This window comes from Gardnerella sp. c10Ua_244 (genome assembly GCF_055818055.1).
In genome coordinates this window covers 106,301-129,126 of sequence record NZ_JARFVS010000002.1, presented here as the reverse complement: position 1 = coordinate 129,126, position 22,826 = coordinate 106,301, and the positions used below count along the sequence as shown (strand labels likewise).

The window sequence follows — 22,826 nt, the reverse complement described above, 5'->3', positions numbered from 1 at the left end:
ACCCCGATAGAAAAGGACAATTATGGCTGAAAATACCATCTCCATCACCGTAAACGAGGAACGCAAGGAGGTGGATGCAAGCTTCACTGGCGCCCAACTTTTCGCGGAAGATAAGAATATTATTGCTGTGCGTTTAAATGGCGAGTTGCGTGATTTGTACACGTCTCTTCATGACGGCGATACCGTGGAATCAGTGGCCCTTGATAGTGAAGATGGCATCGCAATCATGCGTCATTCCGCTACTCACGTGATGGCTCAAGCTGTTCAAGAAATTCGACCAGACGCAAAGTTGGGCGTAGGTCCTGTAATTAAAGACGGCTTCTACTACGATTTCGATGTTGATACTCCATTTACGCCAGACGATTTGAAGCAAATCGAAAAGCATATGCAGCACATTATTAAAGAGTCTCAAAGCTTCCGTCGTCGCGTTGTAACAGAGGACGAAGCGCGCGAAGAAGAAGCAAATCAACCTTATAAGTTGGAGTTGATTGGGGATAAGGAAGCAGCTCTTGATCCTGCTGCCTCTGGCGAAATCAGCAAGCATGAGCTTAGCATGTACGACAATGTAGATCGCGAAGGAAACAAGGTTTGGAGCGATTTGTGCCGCGGACCTCACCTTCCAAACACGCGTTACATTAAGGCTTTTAAGCTTGAGCGTGTGGCTGCAGCTTACTGGCGTGGCTCGGAGCAGAATCCTATGCTTCAGCGCATTTACGGCACTGCTTGGCCTAGCAAGGAAGAGCTTAAAGCTTACACAACTCGCATGGAAGAAGCTGCTAAGCGCGATCACCGCAAGCTTGGTCAAGAGATGGATTTGTTCTCCTTCCCAGACGAGATTGGCCCAGGCTTAGCCGTATTCCATCCAAAGGGTGCTGCAATTATTAACGCAATGGAAGATTATTCGCGCGAGCAGCACAGAAAGCATCACTACAGCTTCGTACAAACTCCGCACATTACTAAGGGTGGCTTATATGAGACTTCCGGCCACTTGCAGTGGTACAAGGATGGCATGTATCCTCCAATGAAGCTTGACGAAGAGCGCGACGAAAACGGTAACGTAACTCGCCAAGGTGCTGACTACTACTTGAAGCCAATGAACTGCCCAATGCATAACTTGATCTTCAAGTCTCGCCAGCGTTCTTATCGCGAGCTTCCTTTGCGCTTGTTTGAGTTTGGTACTGTGTATCGCTACGAAAAGTCTGGCGTTGTGCATGGTTTAACTCGTGTTCGTGGATTGACTCAGGATGATTCGCACATTTATTGCACTCGCGAGCAGATGCGCGATGAGTTGAAGAGCTTGCTTAACTTTGTGCTTGGTCTTCTTAAAGACTTCGGTTTGAACGACTTCTACTTGGAGCTTTCCACTAAGGATGAGCATAAGTTCGTCGGTTCCGACGAGATTTGGGAAGAAGCAACTAATACTTTGGCAGAGGTTGCTAAAGAGTCTGGTTTGGAACTCGTGGACGATCCAGGTGGAGCTGCATTCTACGGCCCGAAGATTTCCGTGCAAGCTCGAGACGCAATCGGTCGCACTTGGCAGGTTTCTACTATTCAGCTCGACTTCAACTTGCCTGAGCGCTTTAAGTTGGAGTACATTGCGGCTGACGGTAGCCACCAGCGTCCTGTGATGATTCACCGCGCACTCTTTGGCTCTATTGAGCGTTTCTTCGCTATTTTGCTCGAGCATTACGCGGGCGCGTTCCCAGCATGGTTGGCTCCAGTTCAGGTAACTGGCGTTCCTGTTGCAGACGAGTTCGCTCCACACTTGCAAAAATTGATTAGCGATTTGGAAGAGAATATGGTTCGTTGCGAAATGGACAACTCTGACGATCGCTTCGGCAAGAAGATTCGTAACGCTTCTAAGTCTAAGGTGCCATTCACTTTGATTGCTGGCGAAGAGGATGTGAACAACAATGCTGTGAGCTTCCGCTTCCGCGATGGCAGCCAATTGAATGGCGTTCCTGTTTCGCAAGCTAAAGAGTGGATTTTGTCCATCATTAAGCAGCGCGTTCAGGTCAATACTGCAGAAGATTTCGAGCGCTACACTAAGTAGCATAAGCTATTTAAGTTATGTAATTTAAATAACGTTACTTAAGCAGCACAGTTTCGCTTGAAAACTAAATTGCAATAAATAAACGAAATAAGCAAAAGTCCACACTTCTTAACGTTGTGTGGGCTTTTGTGTGTATTACAGCCGATTGACTAATATGAGATTGTTTATTGAACCCAAGTTTTATTTGCTTGATTACGCTAGGAAGGTTGCATTCAATGTTGGAATCATTACGCAGCGGGTTTAAGCGCACTATTTCTCCAATTGCAAAATTGCTAGTCCGATTAGGCATAAGTGCTAACTGTGTAACAATTGTCGGAACAATAGCTGTAGTTATTATTGCTTTTGTTACTGCTTTTACTAAACAGTTTGTTGTTGGCACTATATTTTTAACTATTTTTGTGCTTGCGGACAGTTTAGATGGTTCTGTTGCTGCTTTGACAACAGGCGGCACAAAATTTGGTGCATTTCTTGACTCAACTCTCGATCGCATTGCAGACTGGTCATTATTTTCCTCTGTATGCATTTGTTTGTATGAAGCTCACGAAAAAGATATGTGCACTTGGATTTCAACTTTGAATGGCAATGCAATAAAGTGTGTAGGATTATTAAGCTGTTTGGTTGCTCTTATGGCAGCTTTCGTAACTTCATACACTCGCGCTCGCGGTCAGTCAATAAATGTAGATTCTAAAAAAGGTTTAATAACTCGTGCAGATAGAGTTGCTGTGATTCTTGTTGCTATGGGGCTTGTTGGTCTTACAAATCAACTTTTTTGGTTAAGTTTTGCTATGATTCTGCTTGCTATTGGCGGTATTATTACAGTTTTCCAGCGTATTTTTGAAGTAAAGCATGGGCTTGATATAAAAGATAAATAAAATTTGTCGCGAAAGCGCAATAAAATCGTTTCGTTTGATTAACTGTACGTTTTAGGAGTATCATGTCAGGTCATTCCAAGTGGGCGACTACAAAACACAAGAAGGCCGCTATCGACGCAAAGCGTGGCAAGCTTTTTGCCAAGCTTATTAAGAACATTGAAATTGCTGCACGTTTGGGTGGTGGCGATCCTGATGGTAACCCTACGCTGTACGATGCCATCGTTAAAGCTAAAAAGGCTTCCATGCCTGCTGACAACATCAAGCGCGCTGTAAAGCGTGGTTCTGGTGAAGAAGCTGGCGGCGCAAACTATGAAGAGATTGTTTACGAAGGTTACGCTCCTGCAGGTGTTGGATTGATTATTGAATGCCTTACTGATAACCGTAATCGTGCTGCTGCTGATGTGCGTTCAACTCTTACTAAGGGCAACGGTTCTTTGGCAACAAGCGGTTCCGTGAGCTTCAACTTCGAACGTAAAGGTTTGATTGAAGTTCCATCCGAAGGTGTTGACTACGATAAGCTTTTCGAAGTTGCAGCTGAAGCTGGAGCTGAAGATGTTGCTGATGATGGCGATGTTTATTCTGTTTACACCAATTCCAGTGATTTGGTAACTGTGCGTAAGGCTTTGCAGGAAGCTGGTTTCGACTATGATTCTGCAGATATCATTATGCATCCAAATAATGAGGTTGAATTGAGCTTCGAAGATGCTCAAAAGGTTTCTCGCTTAATCGATAATCTCGATGACTTGGACGATGTTCAGAATATTTACAGCAACTGGACCGCTTCAGATGAAGTTATGGCTCAGCTTGAGGAAGATGAATAGTCTCCTATGATGATTTTGGGCGTTGACCCCGGGCTTACTCGCTGCGGGGTCGGCGTGATTGAAGCCGGCGTCTCGCGTCGGCTTTCTTTTATTCACGTCGATGTGTTGAGGTCTGAGCCTGATCTTTCGCAAGATTTGCGACTTTTAAAGATTTATAATGGATTAGTTGAAAAAATTGAGCGTTTTTCGCCTGATACTGTGTCTATTGAACGTGTTTTTGCGCAAGAAAATCGAAATACTGTTCTTGGCACTGCACAGGTTGCAGGTATTGCAATGCTTGCTGCAGCTCAGCGCAATATTCCTGTTGCTTTACACACTCCTACTGAAGTTAAACTTGCTGTAGCTGGAAACGGAAAAGCTCAAAAACCTCAAGTAGAGCGCATGGTCGCGCGACTACTTGGACTTAATGTTTTGCCTACTCCTGCTGATGCTGCCGACGCTTTAGCTCAAGCTATTTGTCATGCTCTTCGTCCTTCTGGTGCTTTACAAGGTGGCGAGCGCGAGCAGCATCTAACTGCTGCGCAGAAACAGTGGGCTTTAGCTCAAGCTCAGGCGCGTAAATCTTCTTCTGTCGTTCGAGGCATGTAGGATATTAATAGAACAGATGTTCTATTATAATTGTATTTGACTTTATGTGCTTTAAGCTATGAGTTTTTGTTAAGTGGGAGTGAGTTTATGATTGGAATGCTTGTTGGACAAGTTGCGTCAATTGATGCTCGTTCTGCTCTTATTGTTGTTTCTGGAGTTGGCTATGAGACTTATATGCCTTCTCAAGATTTGTCTTCTTTGCATGAAGGCCAGGAAGCTCGCGTTTATACGTCGCTTCAAGTTTCGCAAGATGCTTTAACTCTTTATGGTTTTACAACTCAAGCTGCTAAACGAATGTTTTTGCAAGTGCAAAAAGTTAGTGGAATTGGTCCTAAAGTTGCTCTTTCTATGCTTTCAACTTTGAATGTTGATCGTCTTTTACAAGCTATTTCTGAGGGAGATGTAACTTCTCTTTCTTCTGCTCCTGGTTTAGGGAAAAAGGGTGCGCAGAAGATTATTTTGGAATTGAAGGGTTCTCTTGATTCTTCAATACTGGCAGATAGTTCTAATGATTCTACTCAATCTAATAAGCAGATTGTTGATTCTAGCGTGCAATGCGTAATAGAGGGTCTTGTTTCATTGGGTTGGAGACAAGTTGACGCTCAAAGAGCAGTTGAGCAAGTTTGTGCAGATAATAATATTTCTACTCCTATATCTGATGCAGATTTGCCTAATGTTTTACGAATGGCATTAGCTTCACTTGATAGGGGTAGGTAATCATGTTTGTAAAGAATCTAGTATTGGGGGAGTTGAAGTGAGTGAAGAGTATACTTCTGCGCTAAATACTGGTGTTGCTGAAGAATCCTTACGCATGGTTTCTTCAACGCCTTTAGGAAATGAGCAACTCAGTGATGAGGAACTTCGTCCTCGCGCATTAGAAGGTTTTATTGGTCAACCAGTTTTAAAAGCGCAATTGCAACTGTTTTTAGATGCTGCTAAAAAGCGTGATGTTGCGCCTGACCATATGTTATTGGCTGGCCCTCCTGGATTGGGAAAAACTACATTAGCAATGATTGTTGCTAATGAATTGCAAGTTCCTATTCGAATTACTTCAGGTCCTGCCATCCAGCATGCTGGAGATTTAGCTTCTATACTAAGTGCGCTTGACGCAGGTGAGGTGTTGTTTATTGACGAAATCCATCGTTTGCCTCGTGCTGCAGAAGAGTTGCTTTATATTGCTATGGAAGATTTTCGCGTTGACGTTATGGTCGGTAAAGGTCCTGGTGCCTCATCAATACCGCTAACTCTTCCTCGTTTTACTGTAGTTGGAGCTACCACTAGGGAAGGAATGTTGCCTTCTCCATTGCGCGCTCGTTTTGGTTTTACTGCTCACCTTGATTTTTATCCTCACGAAGAGCTTGAAAAACTTATTGAGCGATCTGCTAAAGTCTTAGGAATTCGCCTTATAGATCAAGCTGCTAAAGAGCTATCGTTACGCTCTCGTGGCACTCCTCGTATAGCGAATCGCTTGTTGAGACGTGTCAGAGATTGGGCTATTGTGCATGATTTGTCAGAAGTAAATCATGAAGCTGTTGTTGAAGCGTTAGCTTTATACCAGATTGATACACAAGGTCTTGATCGACTTGATATTGCAGTTTTGAAGGCTATGGTTTGTCAGTTTAACGGTGGACCGGTTGGTCTTAATAATCTAGCTGCAATGGTTGGTGAAGAAGCTGAAACTGTTGAAACAGTATGTGAACCATATTTAGTGCGTGAAGGATTCTTAATTCGCACTCCTAAAGGTCGTGTTGCAACTAGTAAAGCTTGGAAACATTTGGGCTTTAAAGAGCCTAGTAATGTCAGTGAGCTAGCTTAAAATAATTAACTTGGACGGCATTTCGACCGTCTTAGGGTTGGATACTTAAGGAGTTTACTTTGCCTCAATTTTTCCAGCAGTATGGCATGCTTATTATTCTCGTTGTAGCAATGGTTTGCATGATGATGTTCCAGACTCGCAATGCTAAGAAGCGTCAAGCTGAAATGCGTTCCTTCCATGAATCTTTGGAACCAGGTACTGAAATTATTACAATCGGCGGCATTATCGGCAAGATTGTAAGCGTAGATACTCAATATGAAGAGATTGTTATCGATTCAGAAGGTAGTTTGATGCGAGTATCTTTCCGCGCTGTGAACAGATTGTATGTGCGTCCAGCGTTTATTAGCGATGAAGAAGCAGAAGAAGCTGCACAAGCTGAAGAAGCTAAGCAAGATGATGCAAATAAATCTGTAAGCGAAGATAACGAGCCAGTATCAGAATCTGCAGAATCTGAAAAGTAATAACTTTTATCTCATAAATTTATAATTTAATACTTAAGTCGTGATGTGTGAGTCAGCACATGTCTCACGCATCACGCGAATATGTGACATTCTTTCCATATTCCAATAACAAGTCTTGTGAAGAAAAGAACGTTAGGATTATGACAGCAACGGATATTACAGTGAAAACGTTGAAAACAGTAAGCAACGATGATGCCGCTTATCTTGCTTCTTTGATTCGTACCGTTCCAGGATTCCCCAATCCTAGTATTATATTCCGTGATTTTCTTCCTATATTTTCAAATGCGCGCTCTTCGCGAATTCTTATTGATTCTTTAATTGATGCCTTGCCTGTGCCAGCTGATTCAATTGATTTGATTGCTGGGCTTGAAGCTCGAGGTTTTCTTTTTGGACCATTGTTGGCATCTCGGTTAGGCAAAGGTTTTCTTGCTATTCGTAAAGCTGGTAAGCTACCTCCTCCAGTTATTACTGAGTCATACATGCTTGAGTATGGTCAGGCAAGTATTGAAATTGAAAGCGACGCTATTAAGCCAGGTCAACGTGTGCTTATTGTTGACGATCTTATTGCAACTGGAGGCACTGCAAAAGCTGCTGCAAATATTGTCAAGCGCGCTCAAGGAATAGTTGCAGGTTTTAGTTTTGTTATTGAACTTACTGGTATTAGTGGAATGAGTGAGTTATGCGATTATCCTTGCAGTAGTTTAATTACTATGCCAGCTTAAAAGTTTATTATTATCGCTTATTATTAAAGTAATATCCTATTTAAAACAATATATTGGTTTTGCACCTAAAAGAATTGAAAGGAAAAGGCATGGTTGAAAAGCTTAAGTCATCCTTAATAAACATGTCTAAAGGTGTAATAACTCCTGTTATTGTTATTTTTATTTTTTCTCTTACGATAGGTCTTTTCTTATCTCTCACACTTCTTGTGGTTTCTATCGAAGAAGGAACAGGTAATCTTTCTGAATCTGCAATGTCTATGACTTGGGCTGTGTTTATGTTTGCTCAAGGCGTGGGTCTTACTTTTGGAAATTGCATTCTTACGATTATTCCTTTAGGCCTTACTTTTCTACTTATTTCAACGCTTGTATGCTTAATTCGTCGTATTAAAGGTGGGAATATAGCATATTTTACTGGGCTTGTAGTCTGGGCTGCTATTAATGCGATACTTTCTCAAAATACGCATGTTACTTTACTTGATTCTACTTTTATTGTTGCTTGTAAATCTTCTTGTGTTTATTTAATTTCGTTACTTATAGCGGTTTTCCCAAGAAGCTCGCTGTTTGTATCTGCTAAGCAGCGTTATAAGCAAATATGTCCTGAGTATATTCAAAAAAATATTCGTATTACTAAGCGAACTGCGGTAATTTTGTTCGGTTTATATGCGTTTGTTGCGTTAATAACTGTTGTGGTTTGGGCTTGTACAAATTTTGGTTATGTTAATTCATATTTCAATAAACTAGGCATGCAAAATGGTTCGCGTATTCTTACAACTATTGCTTGCTTAGTTTGGTTGCCTAATGTTGCTATTTGGGCATTATCTTGGATTTGTGGATCTGGATTTAATATTGGATCTGTTGCACAATTTACTTTAACAGTTTCTCAACGTAAATCTTTGCCGCCTATTCCGGTTTTTGGAATATTTCCTGATGCTGTTATTGACGTTGTGCATCGCACTGTTTTTTACTCTATAGTTCCAACTTTATGCTTTATTGTAATGTTTGTAGCTTTATTGCATAAAAGCGGCTGTGGCTTGCGCCTAAAAAATATTATTGATAAAACTGAGCGTGAGTCTTTTATGTTGAACGCTATAGAAGCTGCAACTGATAGTGTTGGCGTATCCGCTTTAATTACAATTATGTGGACTGTTGTTTTTTCAATAGCAAATGGTTCATTAGGGGAATGTCGACTTTCTTATATTGGAGTTGACATTATTGAAAGTACTAGAGCTGTTGGTCATCTTACTCTATACGCTTCTGCTGTAGCATTGGTTATTTCAATTTTTAGTATTCTACTTATTTGTGGTGCGAGATATTGCTTAAATCTTATTGCTGCTAGTAAGTCGAATAAACCTGTAAAATTTGCAGAATTAATCGAAAATAAGGCTAGTAATAAAAATAATCAACCTTTGCCTTTGAAAAAAGCCGCTCCTAGGACGGTTTCATCGAAGGCTAAAAGAAAATAATTCCTCACTACTATTTTGGGAAGGAAGGCCGCCGTGCAACAGACACAGAGCAAAGAATCAAACGCAAATGTGCTGATAACCACAGGTGAAAAGCAAATTCGTAGAGTTCTTGTTTCAGTTTTTCATAAAGAAGGACTTGAAATATTAGCTGAAGCATTTAGAAAGGCTGATACTGAAGTAGTTTCAACCGGCTCTACTGCTGCTAAATTGGCGGAACTTGGCGTTCATGTTACTGAAGTTTCTGACATTACTGGTTTCCCAGAAAGTCTTGATGGAAGAGTGAAGACTTTAGATCCGCATATTCACGCTGGAATTCTTGCAGATATGAGTAATGCTGATCATGTAAAGCAACTTGAAAAGCTAAACATAAAGCCGTTTGATGCTGTAGTAGTTAATTTGTATCCGTTCGTAGACACTGTAATGAGCGGTGCTGATAGTGACGCAATTATTGAGAAAATTGATATTGGTGGACCTTCTATGATTCGTGCTGCAGCAAAGAATCATAAGTCTGTTGTCGTTATTACAGATCCTGCAGATTACCAGCTTTTAGCTAATAGAATCGTTTCAGGTGAAGGCTTTAATTTGCAAGAGCGCGAATATTTGGCTGGTAAAGCATTTGCTCATACAGCAGCTTACGATGCTTCTATATCTGAGTGGACAAGTAAAGCATGGCAGAAGCCTGAAAGTTTGAACACAAATGATGAAGAAGATAGTAAAAATGCTGAATCTGTGAAGCTTCCTGCAAACTACACGCGCACTTGGAGCTTAGAGCATACGCTTCGATATGGCGAGAACCCTCATCAGCAAGCAGGATTGTATTTAGATCCTCTGCATAAGGGCGGTTTAGCTCAAGCTGAGCTTCTTGGCGGAAAACCTATGAGCTACAACAATTATGTGGATGCGGATGCTGCTTGGCGTGCGGTTTGGGATTTTGCTCCACAAATTGCAGTTGCTGTTTGCAAGCATAATAATCCATGCGGTTTAGCTATTGGAGCTAATGCAGCTGAAGCTCACAAGAAAGCTCACGCTTGCGATCCTGTAAGTGCTTACGGTGGTGTGATTGCTTCAAATACTACAGTCACTTTAGAAATGGCAGAAAGTGTGCGTCCAATTTTCACAGAGGTTATTGTGGCTCCAGACTATGAGCCTGAAGCTTTGGAATTGCTTCGCACTAAAAAAAAGAACCTCCGCATTTTGAAGGTTGCAACTCCGCCAGTTTTAGGTTTGCAAGTTCATCCTATTGACGGCGGTGCTTTAGTTCAGTCTGCAGATAAGATTGATGCAGTTGGTGATAATCCTGAAAACTGGACGCTTGTTTCTGGAGATCCTGCTGATGCTGGTACTTTGCGCGATTTGCAATTTGCCTGGCGTTCGCTTCGTTGTGTAAAGTCTAACGCAATCCTACTTGCGCATGATAATGCTACTGTTGGCATTGGTATGGGGCAGGTTAATCGCGTGGATTCGTGCCATTTGGCTGTTGAACGTGCGAATACTTTGGCTGATGGTGCTGAACGTGCTCGTGGAGCTGTTGCGGCTTCGGATGCTTTCTTCCCATTCGCTGACGGTCCGCAAATTTTGATTGAAGCTGGCGTTCGCGCAATCGTGCAGCCTGGTGGCTCTATTCGCGACGAAGAAGTGTTCGAAGCTGCGCGCAAAGCTGGTGTAACGATGTACACTACCGGTACTCGTCACTTCTTCCACTAAAATTGCTTTAGCTAAGATTCATAGACAAATAAATTAATCAATATTATGGATGCAGCGTTTGTGTACTTCAAGCGCTGCATCTTTGTGTTGGTACCTAAAACAACTCATGTTTTCTTATCGCGGAGCAGGTATGATACAAGTATGACAGATAGTGAGCATCAGACTAGAAGCACTAAAACGGAACATCCGTACGTGTCGGAAAAACGTGAGGGTAAACCTTATGCTGAATGGATTGTAGCAATTATTATTGGACTTTGCGCATTATTGGCATTTATAGGATATGTAAAAGCCGCCACAGTTGTTATTTCTGTGACGGCTGTACTTCTAGGAGTTATGCGCTTAATTATGCGTCAGCGTAGCCCTTGGAAAGTTCGCTCAGTTGGCTTTGATTCTTTCATCAGTATTACGCTCGGCATAGGTTTGCTTATAACATACGCTTCAATTATATTTTTGCTATAATTTTATTCTTAAAGATTGTTCGCAACGTTATTGTCAGATACGTTTTGAACGTATTCATAGCTCATATCTGGTGCTACAGGAGCATCTGCTTTTGTGTCTGCAAAGTTTTGTATTGGTGCAGGATTTGTTTCATTTGATACAGCAGGTTTTTGTGCTGAGTTTGAAAGAAGCTTTGTTAATAGCAAAACTAGGCTAACAAGCGCTGCAGCAAAAATTGGAGCAATCCAGAATACCCACAATTGACTTAGTGGTTTAACTTCCAAATCATGAGAGTTTGCGAATAATGCAATGCCGGTAGAACGAGCAGGATTCAAACCAGCTCCTGTAATTTGATATGTAATGAAAGCGCCAGCTGCGTATGCAATACCGATGTGTGTTGCATAACCGCATTTAGTATTACCTTCATGGTCTGTGCTGCGCAATGCAGTGGCAACAATCAAAATAACAGCAATAACTTCAACTAATAACGCAGATACTATTCCGAAAGACAAGTTTATTTCTTTTAGTTGACGTGCAGAAAGAGATGCCTTTTCGAATCCGTTTACTATTGAAACAAACCAATACTTTTTGTCAAAACCTGAGCCTTGGCCAACTTGTGATGGATTAATGCTTGAATTCTGCTGAGGAATAATAAGAATGAACAATCCTGCAGCTGCAATAGCACCAAGAACTTGGGCAACAATGTAGCATAATCCTGCAGTGTATGAAGTGCGTCCAGTAAGCATCGAAGCAACTGTTACTGCAGGGTTAAGGTGGCCTCCAGAAACTTTAGATGCAATATATGTCGCTGCAGCATAAGCGATACCAGTGCCGGCAGCAATCATTAAAACGTTGATTCCGTACATTACGGTAGTAAGAGAATAAAAAGTGTAAACAACGAACATCGCTAAAGCTGTAGCAATAAATTCAGTACCAATACGAACAATAAGTGGCGCAGCAGTTTTAGTTGTGCTGCACGGTGTATCTGTAGTTTTAATCATAACTTTCCTTAATTTTAGTTGTGCCGCTTTGTTAATGATTGCAACACAATGAAACCTAGGCTATATTATCACGGCTATGCCATACGGTAACATAGGAAGATGTGGTGTTTTTTGATTTATTGCAAATTTAATAAATTGCCACATAAATTTAGTAAGTTAATGAGTAATGAATTGCTTATATTGCGTATTCTTAAGTAAATTCTGGCGCAAGTATGTATGTAATTCTTTAGGTCACGTTGGGAGAACGATGCCAAACGCATATTCCCGCGCCAATCAGGCGCATTCAGATGACAAGAACGCCATTCGACTGCAGAAGCTGCTTGCTGAAGCTGGATTTGGTTCAAGACGCAAGTGTGAAGAGATTATTCTTGACGGGCGTGTTGAAGTAGACGACGAATTGGTTACAACACTTGGTACTCGAGTAGATCCAAAACGTCAAAAAGTGCGCGTTGATGGATCTCGCGTAAAGTTCAACACAAAGCTAGTAACGCTCGCATTGCATAAGCCTAAGCGAGTTCTTAGCGCAATGGACGATCCAAAAGGTCGCTTTACTTTAAGAGATATTGTTGGAGACAAGTACGAGCGAATTTTCCACATGGGACGCTTGGATTACGATTCTGAAGGTCTTATTTTAATGACCAACGATGGCGAGCTAAGCCAGCACGTAATGCACCCAAAGTATGAGGTTGAGAAAACTTATATTGCAACTGTTGAAGGCAAAATCAACGGTATGGTTTGCCGCCGCTTGGTTTCGCAAGGCGTGAATCTTGAAGATGGTTGGATTAAGCTCGACCGCTGCGCAATAATCGACCAGAATCACGACACAACCATGGTAAAAGTTGTGTTGCATTCTGGCAAAAATCGTATTGTTCGCAGGATTTTTGGAGCCGTAGGATACCCTGTAAAGCGTCTTGTTCGTACGCAAATTGGCCCTATTAAATTGGGTGACTTAAAAGCTGGATCGTATCGCGTGCTTTCTCAAACAGAAGTGCGTTCGCTTTCTAAGGAGGTTGGCCTGTGATTTGTGTAGCAATTGATGGACCAGCAGGAGTAGGTAAGTCTTCTACTTCTCGTGCTTTAGCACAATACTACGGTTTTGCGTATTTAGATACGGGTGCAATGTATAGAGCTGCTGCTTGGTGGTGCTTGAAACAAGGTATTGACTTAAGCACGAAGCTTGAATTGGATGAAGAAGGAAATCCTGTAAATCCAGCGGATACTGAACGTTTTAATCAAATCATTGAAGCTGTTGGAGCCTTATTTACTGAAAGTGACGCTGACTTTAGTGTTGATCCTAAGAATCCTGTAGTGACTGTTGAAGGTGAGGATATTAGCGAAGAATTGCGTTCCAGCGAAGTTTCTTCGCATGTGTCTACTGTATCTTCGATTCCTGCAGTTCGCCGTATGCTTATTGCTGCTCAGCGTGCGTATATTGCTTCAGAGTCAGATGAAGATTCTTTCTCAGGCGGAGAGGGAATAGTTGCAGAAGGACGCGATATTACTACTGTTGTTGCTCCTAATGCTCAAGTTCGAGTGCTTCTTACTGCACGCGAAGAAGTGCGTCAAGCTCGCAGAAACAAGCAGAATATTGCGCAAGAAAATTTGCAAAATAATGAATCTAAAAATAATGAATCTGAAGAAGACGATATTCACGCTCGTGACGCTAAAGATGCTAAAGTTACGCATTTTCTTCAAGCAGCAGACGGTGTTACAACGCTAGATAATTCTGATTTGACTTTTGAGCAGACTCTCGATGCTCTTGTTGAAATGGTTGACGCTGCTATCGAGCAAGATGAGTACGACCGCTATGCTGCTAATCTTGAAGGCTACGATCTTGACGATGAAGACCGTGCGCTTCTTCGAGGCGACGAAGTAAGTCAAGACGATGCAAAAGACTCTAAAGCTGTTGGAGTAATCGCCATTATAGGTCGACCAAACGTTGGAAAATCAACGCTTGTCAATCGTATTTTGGGTCATCGTGTAGCTGTTGTAGAAGATACTCCAGGTGTTACGAGAGATCGCGTAAGCTACGACGCTGAGTGGGCTGGAACTAACTTTAAGCTGGTTGACACTGGCGGCTGGGAAGCAGATGTTGAAGGCATTGATTCTTCTATTGCTCAACAAGCGCAAGTAGCAGTGCGTTTAAGCGATGCTGTGATTTTCCTAGTAGATGGTCAAGTTGGTTTAACAGCTACAGACGAGCGTATTGTTTCAATGCTTCGCGCTGCAGGTAAGCCTATTACTCTGGCAGTTAACAAGGTTGACGATGCTAGAAGCGAGTATTTGACTGCAGAGTTTTGGAAGCTCGGAATGGGTGAGCCTTACGGAATTTCTGCAATGCACGGCAGAGGCGTTGGAGATTTGCTTGATGCAGCTCTCAATTCTTTGAAGAAAGCGAATAAAACTTCAGGATTCTTAACTCCAGAAGGACTTCGCAGAGTTGCTTTAGTAGGTCGTCCAAACGTTGGTAAGTCTTCGCTTTTGAATCATTTAGCTCATGAAGAGCGATCTGTTGTAAACGATTTGGCTGGAACTACTCGTGACCCTGTTGATGAGGTTGTGCGAGTTGACGGCGAGGATTGGCTGTTTATTGACACTGCTGGTATTAAGCGCAGGCAGCACAAGCTTACGGGTGCTGAATACTATTCTTCACTTCGTACGCAAGCTGCGATTGAACGCTCGGAACTTGCTTTGATTCTTTTCGATTCTTCCCAGCCTATTGCAGAGCAGGATTTGAAAGTTATGAGCCAGGCTGTGGATGCAGGTCGCGCAATCGTACTTGTGTTTAACAAGTGGGATTTGATGGACGAATTTTCCAGACAGCGCATGGAACGCTTATGGAAAACTGAGTTTGAGCGCGTAACTTGGGCTGAGCGCGTAAATCTTTCTGCAAAGACAGGATGGCATACGAATCGTCTTGCGCGCGCTATGCGAACAGCTTTAGACAGCTGGGATAAGCGTATTCCTACAGGCAAGCTCAACGCTTTCTTAGGTCGTATTCAGTCTGCTCATCCGCATCCTTTGCGAGGTGGAAAGCAAGCGCGAATTTTATTTGCTACGCAAGCTTCTACGCGTCCTCCGCGTTTCGTAATATTCACAACCGGCTTCTTAGAGCACGGATACCGTCGCTTTATTGAGCGATCACTTCGAGAAGAATTTGGATTCGAGGGAACTCCTATTCAAATCTCCGTAAAAGTACGAGATAAGAAGAAGCGCAAATAAAGCGCGATTAAGTCACAAGTAAGTTAGGGTTAAGTAAAGTAGGAGCGTATATGGCTGGTTTGAGCGAGTTAGCTTTCGATTTGCATCATGCTAGCGAAGATGAGATTTTTCAAGTATTTGTTGATTGGGTTAAAGATAACAAACATGTAGATTTGTGGCCGCATCAAGAAGAATCCATCATGGATTTGCTTGCAGGAGACCACGTTATTTTAAACACTCCAACAGGTTCTGGAAAATCTCTAGTAGCACTCGGCATGCATTTCACAGCACTCGCCACCGGCAGACGCTCCTACTATACTGCGCCAATTAAAGCTCTCGTATCCGAAAAATTCTTCGATTTAGTAGCTATTTTTGGGCGTGACAACGTTGGTATGATTACAGGCGACTCGCATATTAATGCGGATGCTCCAATAATCTGCTGCACGGCGGAAATCTTAGCAAATCAAGCTTTACGTGAAGGCGTAAATGCTGAAGTTGATTGCGTTGCAATGGACGAATTCCACTACTATGGTGATCCAGAGCGTGGATGGGCTTGGCAAGTTCCGCTGCTTACACTTCCAAATACGCAATTCTTACTTATGAGTGCAACTCTTGGAGACGTAACGGATATTGCGGAACGCTTAGAAAAATCAACAAAAAGAAACGTAGATATTATTGCAGACGCTCCAAGACCAATCCCGCTCGAATACGAGTACACAGATAAACCGCTTGCAACAACTGTAGAACTCTTATTTAACAAGGGTTTAACGCCAATTTACGTAGTTCATTTTTCGCAAGACGCGGCTCTTGAAACAGCGCAAGCGCTCGCAAGTACGGGAGTTTCAAGCAAAGAGCAGCGAGACAAAATTGCTCAAGCCATTAAAGGTACTAAATTTACTACAGGTTTCGGCAAAATTTTGCAAAGAATACTTAGAACCGGCGTTGGAGTGCATCATGCTGGCATGCTTCCTCGCTACCGCAGGCTCGTCGAGCAGCTGGCTCAGCAAGGACTGCTACCAGTTATTTGCGGCACAGACACTCTCGGCGTTGGCATTAATGTGCCGATTCACTCGGTTGTGCTTACAGCTCTTACAAAATTTGATGGGAATCGTAGTAGAAAGCTTCGCGCTCGCGAGTTTCATCAAATTGCAGGTCGTGCAGGCAGAATGGGGTTCGATACCGAAGGCTTAGTAGTTGCAGAGGCTCCAGAGTTTGAGATTGAAAACGCGCGAGCTATTGCAAAAGCTGGTAACGATCCTAAAAAGCTTAAAAAAGTTAAGCGTAAGAAGGCTCCAGAAGGCTTTGTTGTTTGGGGCGAGCCAACATTTACTAAGCTTATTGAAAGTGCTCCAGAAACTTTGAATCCGCACATGGTTGTAACTCACTCAATGATTTTGAACGAAGTTACGCAAGGTGGAGATGCTAGAGCGCGCGTTGAAAAACTTATTGAAGATAGTGCTCAAAAGCCGCAAGATAAAGAAAAACTTCTTGAACGTTGCAACGATATTTTCCAAACTCTGCTCGATACTCAAGTTATTGAATGTAAAAAGCGCGAGGGCGGTTCTTGTGATTATGATCTTGATGTTGCTATGCCAGAGGGTTTTGCTCTAGATCAGCCGCTTTCTCCGTTCTTGCTTGCCGCTTTGGAACTTCTTGACCCAGAATCTGAAAGCTATGCACTTGACGTAATTTCTATGGTTGAAGCAACTCTGGATGACCCTAAGCCTGTTCTTCGCGCGCAGGAGCGTAAGGCTCGCGATGCTGCAATGGCTGGAATGAAAGACGATGGCATTGATTACGAGGAGCGCATGGAACGCTTAGCTGAAGTTAGCTATCCTAAGCCTCTTGAGGATTTGCTAGCTCCTGTTTTTGCGCAATATCGCAAGGACGTGCCGTGGGCAAACGACTACTGGATTAAGCCTAAATCTGTACTTCGAGACATGGTTGAAACTGCTTCCGATTTTACTGGCTATATTTCTCGTTATGGTATTGCTAGAAGTGAGGGAACGCTTCTTCGTTACCTTTCGGATGCTTACCGTTCGCTTGCTCGCACTGTGCCAGAAGACATGCTTAACGAAGAATTGCGCGATATTATTTCGTGGCTTCGTCTTGTTGTGCGCTCTATTGATTCTAGTCTTGTTGACGAGTGGGAGAGTGCTGGAGGATCGGATGCTGAAGCTAGCGCTGTAACTACGGCTGCGCCTGGAACTTCTGAGTCTGTAGTTGAAGATCGTCGTGGACTTATTGTGTTGATTCGAAACGCAATGTTCCGTCGTGTGCAACTTATGGATTTGGAAGATGCGGATACTTTAGGAGAGCTTGACAAGGCTTGGGGTTACGGAGTTCACGAGTGGAATGATGTTCTTGACGATTACTACGAAGAGCACGAGTATGTTGGTATCGATGCCAAGGCTCGAAGTGGCGACTTGTTTATTTTGGATGATTCACTTGAGAAGAGTGAACATTCGTGGAAAGTTCGGCAGATTATTGACGATCCAGACGGGGATCATAATTGGGCTATTACTGGCGTTGTCGATTTAGATACAACTCAAGACGAAGGTGAAGTTGTGTTCTTTGATTACCAAGTTTCGCACGTGTGATTTTTAAAAATGTGCTAACGGAATGCAAAACACAGAACGCAGAATGCAATCGAACGTTTGTTCTATATGTAGTGTAAGCTGGTATTTATGGAGCAGGATTTATTTGCAGCAAGTAGCGCGCCGAGTAATGTAACTCGTCCGTTGGCAGTGCGTATGCGCCCGAGTAGTATTGAAGACGTGCTAGGGCAGTCGCATGCTCTAAAAGAAGGTTCGCCTTTGCGTAGGCTTGCAAATCCTCAGTCGAAAGGCTCTCTTACTGCTCCAAGTTCTGTTGTGCTCTTTGGTCCTCCGGGAGTTGGAAAAACTACTTTAGCGTATATTGTTGCTCGCCAGTCTGGTCGCGTGTTTGAAGAGCTTTCTGCTGTAACTTCTGGTGTTAAAGATGTTCGTGCTGTGCTTGACCGCGCGCACGAGCGTTTGGTTAGCAAAGGCCAAGAAACAGTTCTGTTTATTGACGAAGTTCATCGTTTTTCTAAATCTCAGCAAGATGCTCTGCTCCCAAGCGTAGAAAATCGCGACGTAACTTTTATTGGAGCAACCACAGAAAACCCAAGTTTTTCGATCATTAAGCCGCTTTTAAGTAGGTCTGTTGTTGTTAAACTTGACTCTCTTAGTGTTGAAGATTTGCATACTCTTATAGAACGAGCAGTAACTAGCGAAAATGGGCTGAACAATCAGCTTAAAATCGACGAAGACGCAATAGATTCAATTATTCGTTTAAGCGGGGGAGACGCTCGTAAAACTCTTACTATTTTAGAAGCTGCAGCAGGAGCAATAACAGGAGATTTAGCGCTGCAACACGGCAAAAAGAAACCTGTTATTACTTCAGATATTGTGTCTAATGTAATGGACACTACCACAGTTCGCTACGACAAAGATGGCGACGATCATTACGATGTGATTTCTGCTTTTATTAAATCGATGCGTGGAAGTGATGTTGACGCTTCTTTGCATTACTTAGCGCGAATGCTTAGAGCTGGGGAAGACCCGCGTTTCATTGCCAGGCGAATTATGATTGCTGCTGCAGAAGAAGTTGGTATGGCAGCTCCGCAAATTTTGCAAGTAACTGTTGCTGCAGCTCAAGCTGTTGCTTTAATCGGAATGCCGGAAGCGCGCATTATTCTTTCTGAAGCTGTGATTGCTGTAGCAACTGCTCCTAAATCAAACGCAAGCTATAACGCTATTAATAAGGCTTTGCAAGACGTTGATGCTGGAAATATTGGTCAAGTGCCTCTTCATTTACGCAATGCCCCGACTGCTTTGATGAAAAGTTGGGGAAACCATGACGGGTACAAGTATGCTCACGATTATCCGGGTGCTGTGGCATCGCAACAGTATATGCCAGATGAGCTAGTTGGTCGCGAATACTATCAGCCGTCGAATCGTGGCTACGAGCATGAGCTTACTCAACGCTTATCTCAAATCCGTGCCATTCTTCACAATTCTGAAAATAAGAATAATAAAACTAATTCGTAAATGTTTTATTCATTTATTCACGCACAAGCATAATGTGTTCAACGCTGTCTAATGGGGATACGCGGAACAAAACAAAACGATTGCCGATTACTTGCACGACTTCGGCACCGAGCTTTTGAGCAAGTGCATCAGCAGCTTCTTTGGCGCTTAATCCGGAACCATCTTGCACAGCACACTTCATGAGCTCGTGGTACTGCATGGTTTCGTCTGCTTGCTTCACAGCTGCATCAGTAATATCGTTCTTGCCAACGTATAAAAGTGGGCTAAGCGTATTAGCGAGCGCGCGAAGCTGCTTAATCTGCTTCTTTGTCAATGCCATAAGGCGTCCTTTCAAATGCAAGTTTTATAACGCAAATATTACATAAATTACATAGTGCTTAACGGATTATACAGTATATTGCGAATTGTTGCATGTGATAATACAAATTTATTTATTGCGCATTTATTCCGTAGTTATTCCGTATTTATTGCGCTTGCTGCAAAAGGTGAAATATTTTCAAAATTTTTTATTACAAAGGTAGCATTTTGCACACAATAATCGCGCTTACAACACCAAGAGTAACTACTAATAGCAGTACATCTTTTATACGCATTTTCCATGAGTGCAAGTGAGTTCTTTCAGCTCCAGGCGTGTAACAGCGTGCATCTAATGCGAGCGCAAGAATGTCAGCATGGCGAATTACTCCTGCAAAACCTGGCACAATTAAAGCTGTTATGGCGTGTACTCGTTGTTTAAAAGAACCATCTCGAATGCTACTTCCTCGAGCGATTTGCGCTAGTGCCACAGAGTGCGCCTCTACACTAAGTGTTGGCAAGAACCGTAGTGCTAGGCTCATAATAAGTGCTATTTCTTGCGTTGGTATTCCAATATGTCGAAGTGGTGATAGTAATCGTGTGCAAGATTCGTTAAGCGTTGTTTGACTCATTGTTAGTACTAGAACTGCTCCAATGATAATAACAAGCGAAAATCGTGTTGCAAAAAGTATTGCGTAATTAATTCCGTCAGTTGTAATAGGAATAGTTGCAATATTTGCTAGCACTGTGCCGGTTCGCACTGCCAGAATGTTAAGTAATCCAGAGAAAACAAATATTGCAATAATCATGTGCAGTGAAGAAATAAGCTTAATAAATGGTATTTTTGCGGCAACAGTTAGAGTAAATGTTACAAAAGCAAGAATAGCTAACTGTATGTAGTTAGTAATACTAAAAGCACTTAGCATAAGAATAAAGCATGATAGCAGCGTCGCGCGTGGGTCAAAAGATTGAAGTAGCGAAGTTGTTTTTGCTTTTGTGGAACTTTCTTTGTTTTTGTTATTTTCAGTATTTTTTGCTGTGTTGCTTGCTTTGTTGTTTGCTTTTAATGTTACTAATCTTGCGCCTAAATCTTCTGCTTCTTGAAGATTATGCGTAATAAGTATTATGGTTACACCTTGATTATGTAGCATTCCAAGAATTTTTCGAATACGCAACGAAGCTTCAAAATCTAATCCAGCTGTTGGCTCATCCAGTACGAGTACGCGTGGCTTGCAAGCTAAAACGCCAGCTATTGCAACAAGACGCTGCTGACCTCCAGAAAGCGCAAAAGGTGATTTTTCAGCCAAATTCTCAAGGTTCAATAAGCGTAGGGTTTCATCCACACGTTCTTTGAGAGCATTGCCTTTCAGCCCAAAATTTTTTGGCCCATAAGCGACATCGTTCCGTACTGTATCAGCAAAAAGCTGTTGTTCTGGCAGTTGCATAACGTAGCCAATTGTTTGATGTAGTTTTTGTCGTATTATTCTAGAAGTTTTACCTCTAACAGATATGCCATGTACTGTTATATTTCCTGAATTGGCTTTTAACAATCCACACATTGTTTTAGCAAGAGTTGATTTACCGCAGCCGTTTTCGCCCATTATTGCAACTGTTTCGCCACTTTTAACAGTGAGTGAATAATCGTCAATAACAGCTGGAGAAGTTTTATCATATTTAACAGTTAGTCCGGAAATTTCCACAGCGAGATCTGACTTATTTTCTTTGAATCTGCTATCTGTTAAGTTCTTGTTGTCGCTAATTTTAGTTACATGATTATTTGCTAATTCAATATTAGAAAAGTAAGTTTTTAAACCATTAAAGCTTATTTCTTTCAGGTTACCATTTTCTAGTAAAAGTATGCGATTTGCGCGTTTGCATTCCTCAAAATTATGTGTAATTTGAACAATAGTAGTGCCATTTTTGTGCAAATTATCAAATAAAGCATCAACGTCTTTACGTGCGAACGAGTCGAGCATAGAAGTAGGTTCGTCAAGAACAAGCAGTTTAGAATTCATAGCAATAGCACTTGCTAAAGCTACTCGTTGCTGCTGTCCGCCGCTCATAGTGCTAGGGTCAGCGTAACGCTTATCTTCCATGTGAACAGTTTTTAAAGCTTCACTGATACGCTTATACATTGCTTTTTGAGGGAATTGCAAATTTTCTAGTCCAAAAGCAACATCTTCTTCAGTAATTGTGGTAATAATCTGGTCTTCAGGACTTTGGAAAAGTGCACCAATATATTTTCGTGCATTTTTATATGATTCAGCACAAGCAGTAGTATTTTCAAAAACTTTTTCGCCGCACAATGTAACATAACCGCTATCTGGAGCTGTTAAACCTGCAATAATTTTTGCTAAGGTTGATTTACCAGAACCGTTTAATCCCACAATTGCCACGCGTTCGCCAGGATTAATTGTAAGACTTAAATTATTAAGCGTCCAAGTTTTTCCATCATCGTAGCTAAAGCAAATATTTCGCAACACTACTTGCGAATTGTTTTCAATCATGTGCTTCTTAGCTTCGTTTATGCTATTACTTGTGCTGATATTATGCATAACTATTCCGTTTGGGATAATTATTTATTTTCGTGTAGCAGGTTAGAAATTGGTTTGTAAATAAGCATAGTTACTACTACGTGCAAAGCAAGTTTAATAATATTAAATGGCAGTAATGCTGGAAGAATAAGAGCCGCAACCTGCGAAACAGTTATGTGAGCGTAAAGAGGAGTAATAACAAGATTTCCACCTATTGCAAGAGCAATAGCAACAATCGAGCCTGCCAAAAGTGCAATGATTGCGCCTTTTTTGGTATGCATTTTTTTGTATACGATTGCTGCTGTAACGCTAGCTCCTAAAGATACTAGCACTGCCATAACTGTGCCGAGTGGATTGGTAAATAAGTGTGGTGCAAAGCCGAGTATGCTTACGATTGCTGCAGCTGCAGGACCATACGCGAATCCTGCTACGAGACACACGATTCCAGAAGGATCGTATTTAAGATAGCTGAGGTCTGGAATAAGTGGAAATTCTATGAAACTTACAGCCATTGAAAGTGCCACGAATAGAGCGTATTTTGCTATTTTTTCACTAGACCAGTTAGAATTCTTTGCATAAGTTTGGTGATTATTTGTATTAGAAATGCCCATGATGGCTCTCCGTTTCTTTCATCCGGACTGTAACCGTTGGCTTCGGAATTTAACCGAATCAGCAGCTCGTAAGCCGCTCGCGGGCTTCAAAAACGCATGAAACACGTATTTTGTTACCGCCAGTAAGGATTTTCACCTTCCCTGAAACTAACTATTCTTTTGTATCTCATG

19 protein-coding genes and 1 riboswitch are annotated in these 22,826 nt (G+C 42.1%); of the genes, 15 read left to right on the top strand and 4 right to left on the bottom strand.

Annotated elements, in window-relative coordinates; all coding sequences use genetic code 11:
• Positions 1 to 22: 22 nt before the first annotated feature.
• The 11 genes from thrS to P0108_RS03675 all read left to right on the top strand — a co-directional run bounded on the left by thrS (position 23) and on the right by P0108_RS03675 (position 10,959).
• Positions 23 to 2,053, top strand: coding sequence for a threonine--tRNA ligase (gene thrS, locus P0108_RS03725; protein WP_012914217.1), 2,031 nt, complete (start codon positions 23 to 25; stop codon positions 2,051 to 2,053).
• 215 nt (positions 2,054 to 2,268) lie between these two features.
• Positions 2,269 to 2,925 (top strand): CDP-alcohol phosphatidyltransferase family protein, encoded by a 657-nt coding sequence (locus tag P0108_RS03720; protein WP_064621377.1) that lies wholly within the window; start codon positions 2,269 to 2,271, stop codon positions 2,923 to 2,925.
• 62 nt (positions 2,926 to 2,987) lie between these two features.
• Entirely contained in the window at positions 2,988 to 3,746 is a 759-nt protein-coding gene (locus P0108_RS03715) for a YebC/PmpR family DNA-binding transcriptional regulator (protein WP_004106544.1), read from the top strand.
• A 6-nt stretch (positions 3,747 to 3,752) separates the two neighbouring features.
• A complete protein-coding gene (ruvC, locus tag P0108_RS03710) occupies positions 3,753 to 4,334 on the top strand; it encodes a crossover junction endodeoxyribonuclease RuvC (protein WP_012914216.1) in 582 nt (193 codons plus the stop codon).
• A gap of 87 nt (positions 4,335 to 4,421) precedes the next feature.
• Positions 4,422 to 5,051 (top strand): Holliday junction branch migration protein RuvA, encoded by a 630-nt coding sequence (gene ruvA, locus P0108_RS03705; RefSeq protein WP_064621376.1) that lies wholly within the window; start codon positions 4,422 to 4,424, stop codon positions 5,049 to 5,051.
• 94 nt (positions 5,052 to 5,145) lie between these two features.
• Positions 5,146 to 6,150: a Holliday junction branch migration DNA helicase RuvB gene (gene ruvB, locus P0108_RS03700; protein WP_217431467.1), complete on the top strand. Its 1,005-nt coding sequence runs from the start codon at positions 5,146 to 5,148 to the stop codon at positions 6,148 to 6,150.
• 59 nt (positions 6,151 to 6,209) lie between these two features.
• Positions 6,210 to 6,611: a preprotein translocase subunit YajC gene (gene yajC, locus P0108_RS03695; RefSeq protein WP_064621375.1), complete on the top strand. Its 402-nt coding sequence runs from the start codon at positions 6,210 to 6,212 to the stop codon at positions 6,609 to 6,611.
• A gap of 140 nt (positions 6,612 to 6,751) precedes the next feature.
• On the top strand, positions 6,752 to 7,333 hold the full coding sequence (locus P0108_RS03690) for an adenine phosphoribosyltransferase (RefSeq protein ID WP_012914213.1): 582 nt from the start codon (positions 6,752 to 6,754) through the stop codon (positions 7,331 to 7,333).
• A gap of 89 nt (positions 7,334 to 7,422) precedes the next feature.
• Positions 7,423 to 8,796: a cell division protein PerM gene (locus P0108_RS03685; protein ID WP_012914212.1), complete on the top strand. Its 1,374-nt coding sequence runs from the start codon at positions 7,423 to 7,425 to the stop codon at positions 8,794 to 8,796.
• A 33-nt stretch (positions 8,797 to 8,829) separates the two neighbouring features.
• Entirely contained in the window at positions 8,830 to 10,500 is a 1,671-nt protein-coding gene (gene purH, locus P0108_RS03680; RefSeq protein WP_012914211.1) for a bifunctional phosphoribosylaminoimidazolecarboxamide formyltransferase/IMP cyclohydrolase, read from the top strand.
• A gap of 141 nt (positions 10,501 to 10,641) precedes the next feature.
• Positions 10,642 to 10,959, top strand: coding sequence for a hypothetical protein (locus P0108_RS03675; RefSeq protein WP_012914210.1), 318 nt, complete (start codon positions 10,642 to 10,644; stop codon positions 10,957 to 10,959).
• 8 nt (positions 10,960 to 10,967) lie between these two features.
• Here P0108_RS03675 and P0108_RS03670 read toward each other — a convergent pair whose 3' ends face one another.
• Positions 10,968 to 11,939 carry an MIP/aquaporin family protein gene (locus tag P0108_RS03670; RefSeq protein WP_004108851.1) on the bottom strand — a complete coding sequence of 324 codons (972 nt, stop codon included), beginning with the start codon at positions 11,937 to 11,939 and terminating at the stop codon, positions 10,968 to 10,970.
• Positions 11,940 to 12,186: 247 nt separating this feature from the next.
• Between P0108_RS03670 and P0108_RS03665 the strand changes: the two genes are divergently transcribed.
• The 4 genes from P0108_RS03665 (at position 12,187) to P0108_RS03650 (ending at position 19,216) form a co-directional block, all read left to right on the top strand.
• On the top strand, positions 12,187 to 12,960 hold the full coding sequence (locus P0108_RS03665; RefSeq protein ID WP_064621404.1) for a pseudouridine synthase: 774 nt from the start codon (positions 12,187 to 12,189) through the stop codon (positions 12,958 to 12,960).
• On the top strand, positions 12,957 to 15,161 hold the full coding sequence (gene der, locus P0108_RS03660; protein ID WP_064621405.1) for a bifunctional cytidylate kinase/GTPase Der: 2,205 nt from the start codon (positions 12,957 to 12,959) through the stop codon (positions 15,159 to 15,161). The genes P0108_RS03665 and der overlap by 4 nt, the downstream gene beginning before the upstream one ends.
• A 50-nt stretch (positions 15,162 to 15,211) precedes the next feature.
• Complete coding sequence (locus P0108_RS03655; protein WP_064621406.1) at positions 15,212 to 17,740, top strand: DEAD/DEAH box helicase; 2,529 nt, start codon at positions 15,212 to 15,214, stop codon at positions 17,738 to 17,740.
• A gap of 87 nt (positions 17,741 to 17,827) precedes the next feature.
• Positions 17,828 to 19,216: a replication-associated recombination protein A gene (locus tag P0108_RS03650; RefSeq protein WP_064621407.1), complete on the top strand. Its 1,389-nt coding sequence runs from the start codon at positions 17,828 to 17,830 to the stop codon at positions 19,214 to 19,216.
• Positions 19,217 to 19,229: 13 nt separating this feature from the next.
• On the opposite strand, the gene P0108_RS03645 is transcribed toward P0108_RS03650, so the two are convergent.
• The 3 genes from P0108_RS03645 to P0108_RS03635 all read right to left on the bottom strand — a co-directional run bounded on the left by P0108_RS03645 (position 19,230) and on the right by P0108_RS03635 (position 22,655).
• Positions 19,230 to 19,535, bottom strand: coding sequence for a YhbY family RNA-binding protein (locus P0108_RS03645; RefSeq protein WP_004108863.1), 306 nt, complete (start codon positions 19,533 to 19,535; stop codon positions 19,230 to 19,232).
• Between the two features lie 190 nt (positions 19,536 to 19,725).
• On the bottom strand, positions 19,726 to 22,065 hold the full coding sequence (locus tag P0108_RS03640; RefSeq protein WP_473730756.1) for an energy-coupling factor transporter ATPase: 2,340 nt from the start codon (positions 22,063 to 22,065) through the stop codon (positions 19,726 to 19,728).
• Positions 22,066 to 22,085: 20 nt separating this feature from the next.
• On the bottom strand, positions 22,086 to 22,655 hold the full coding sequence (locus tag P0108_RS03635; RefSeq protein WP_004108872.1) for an ECF transporter S component: 570 nt from the start codon (positions 22,653 to 22,655) through the stop codon (positions 22,086 to 22,088).
• A gap of 6 nt (positions 22,656 to 22,661) precedes the next feature.
• Positions 22,662 to 22,808, bottom strand: a riboswitch (FMN riboswitch).
• Between the last annotated feature and the right edge of the window lie 18 nt (positions 22,809 to 22,826).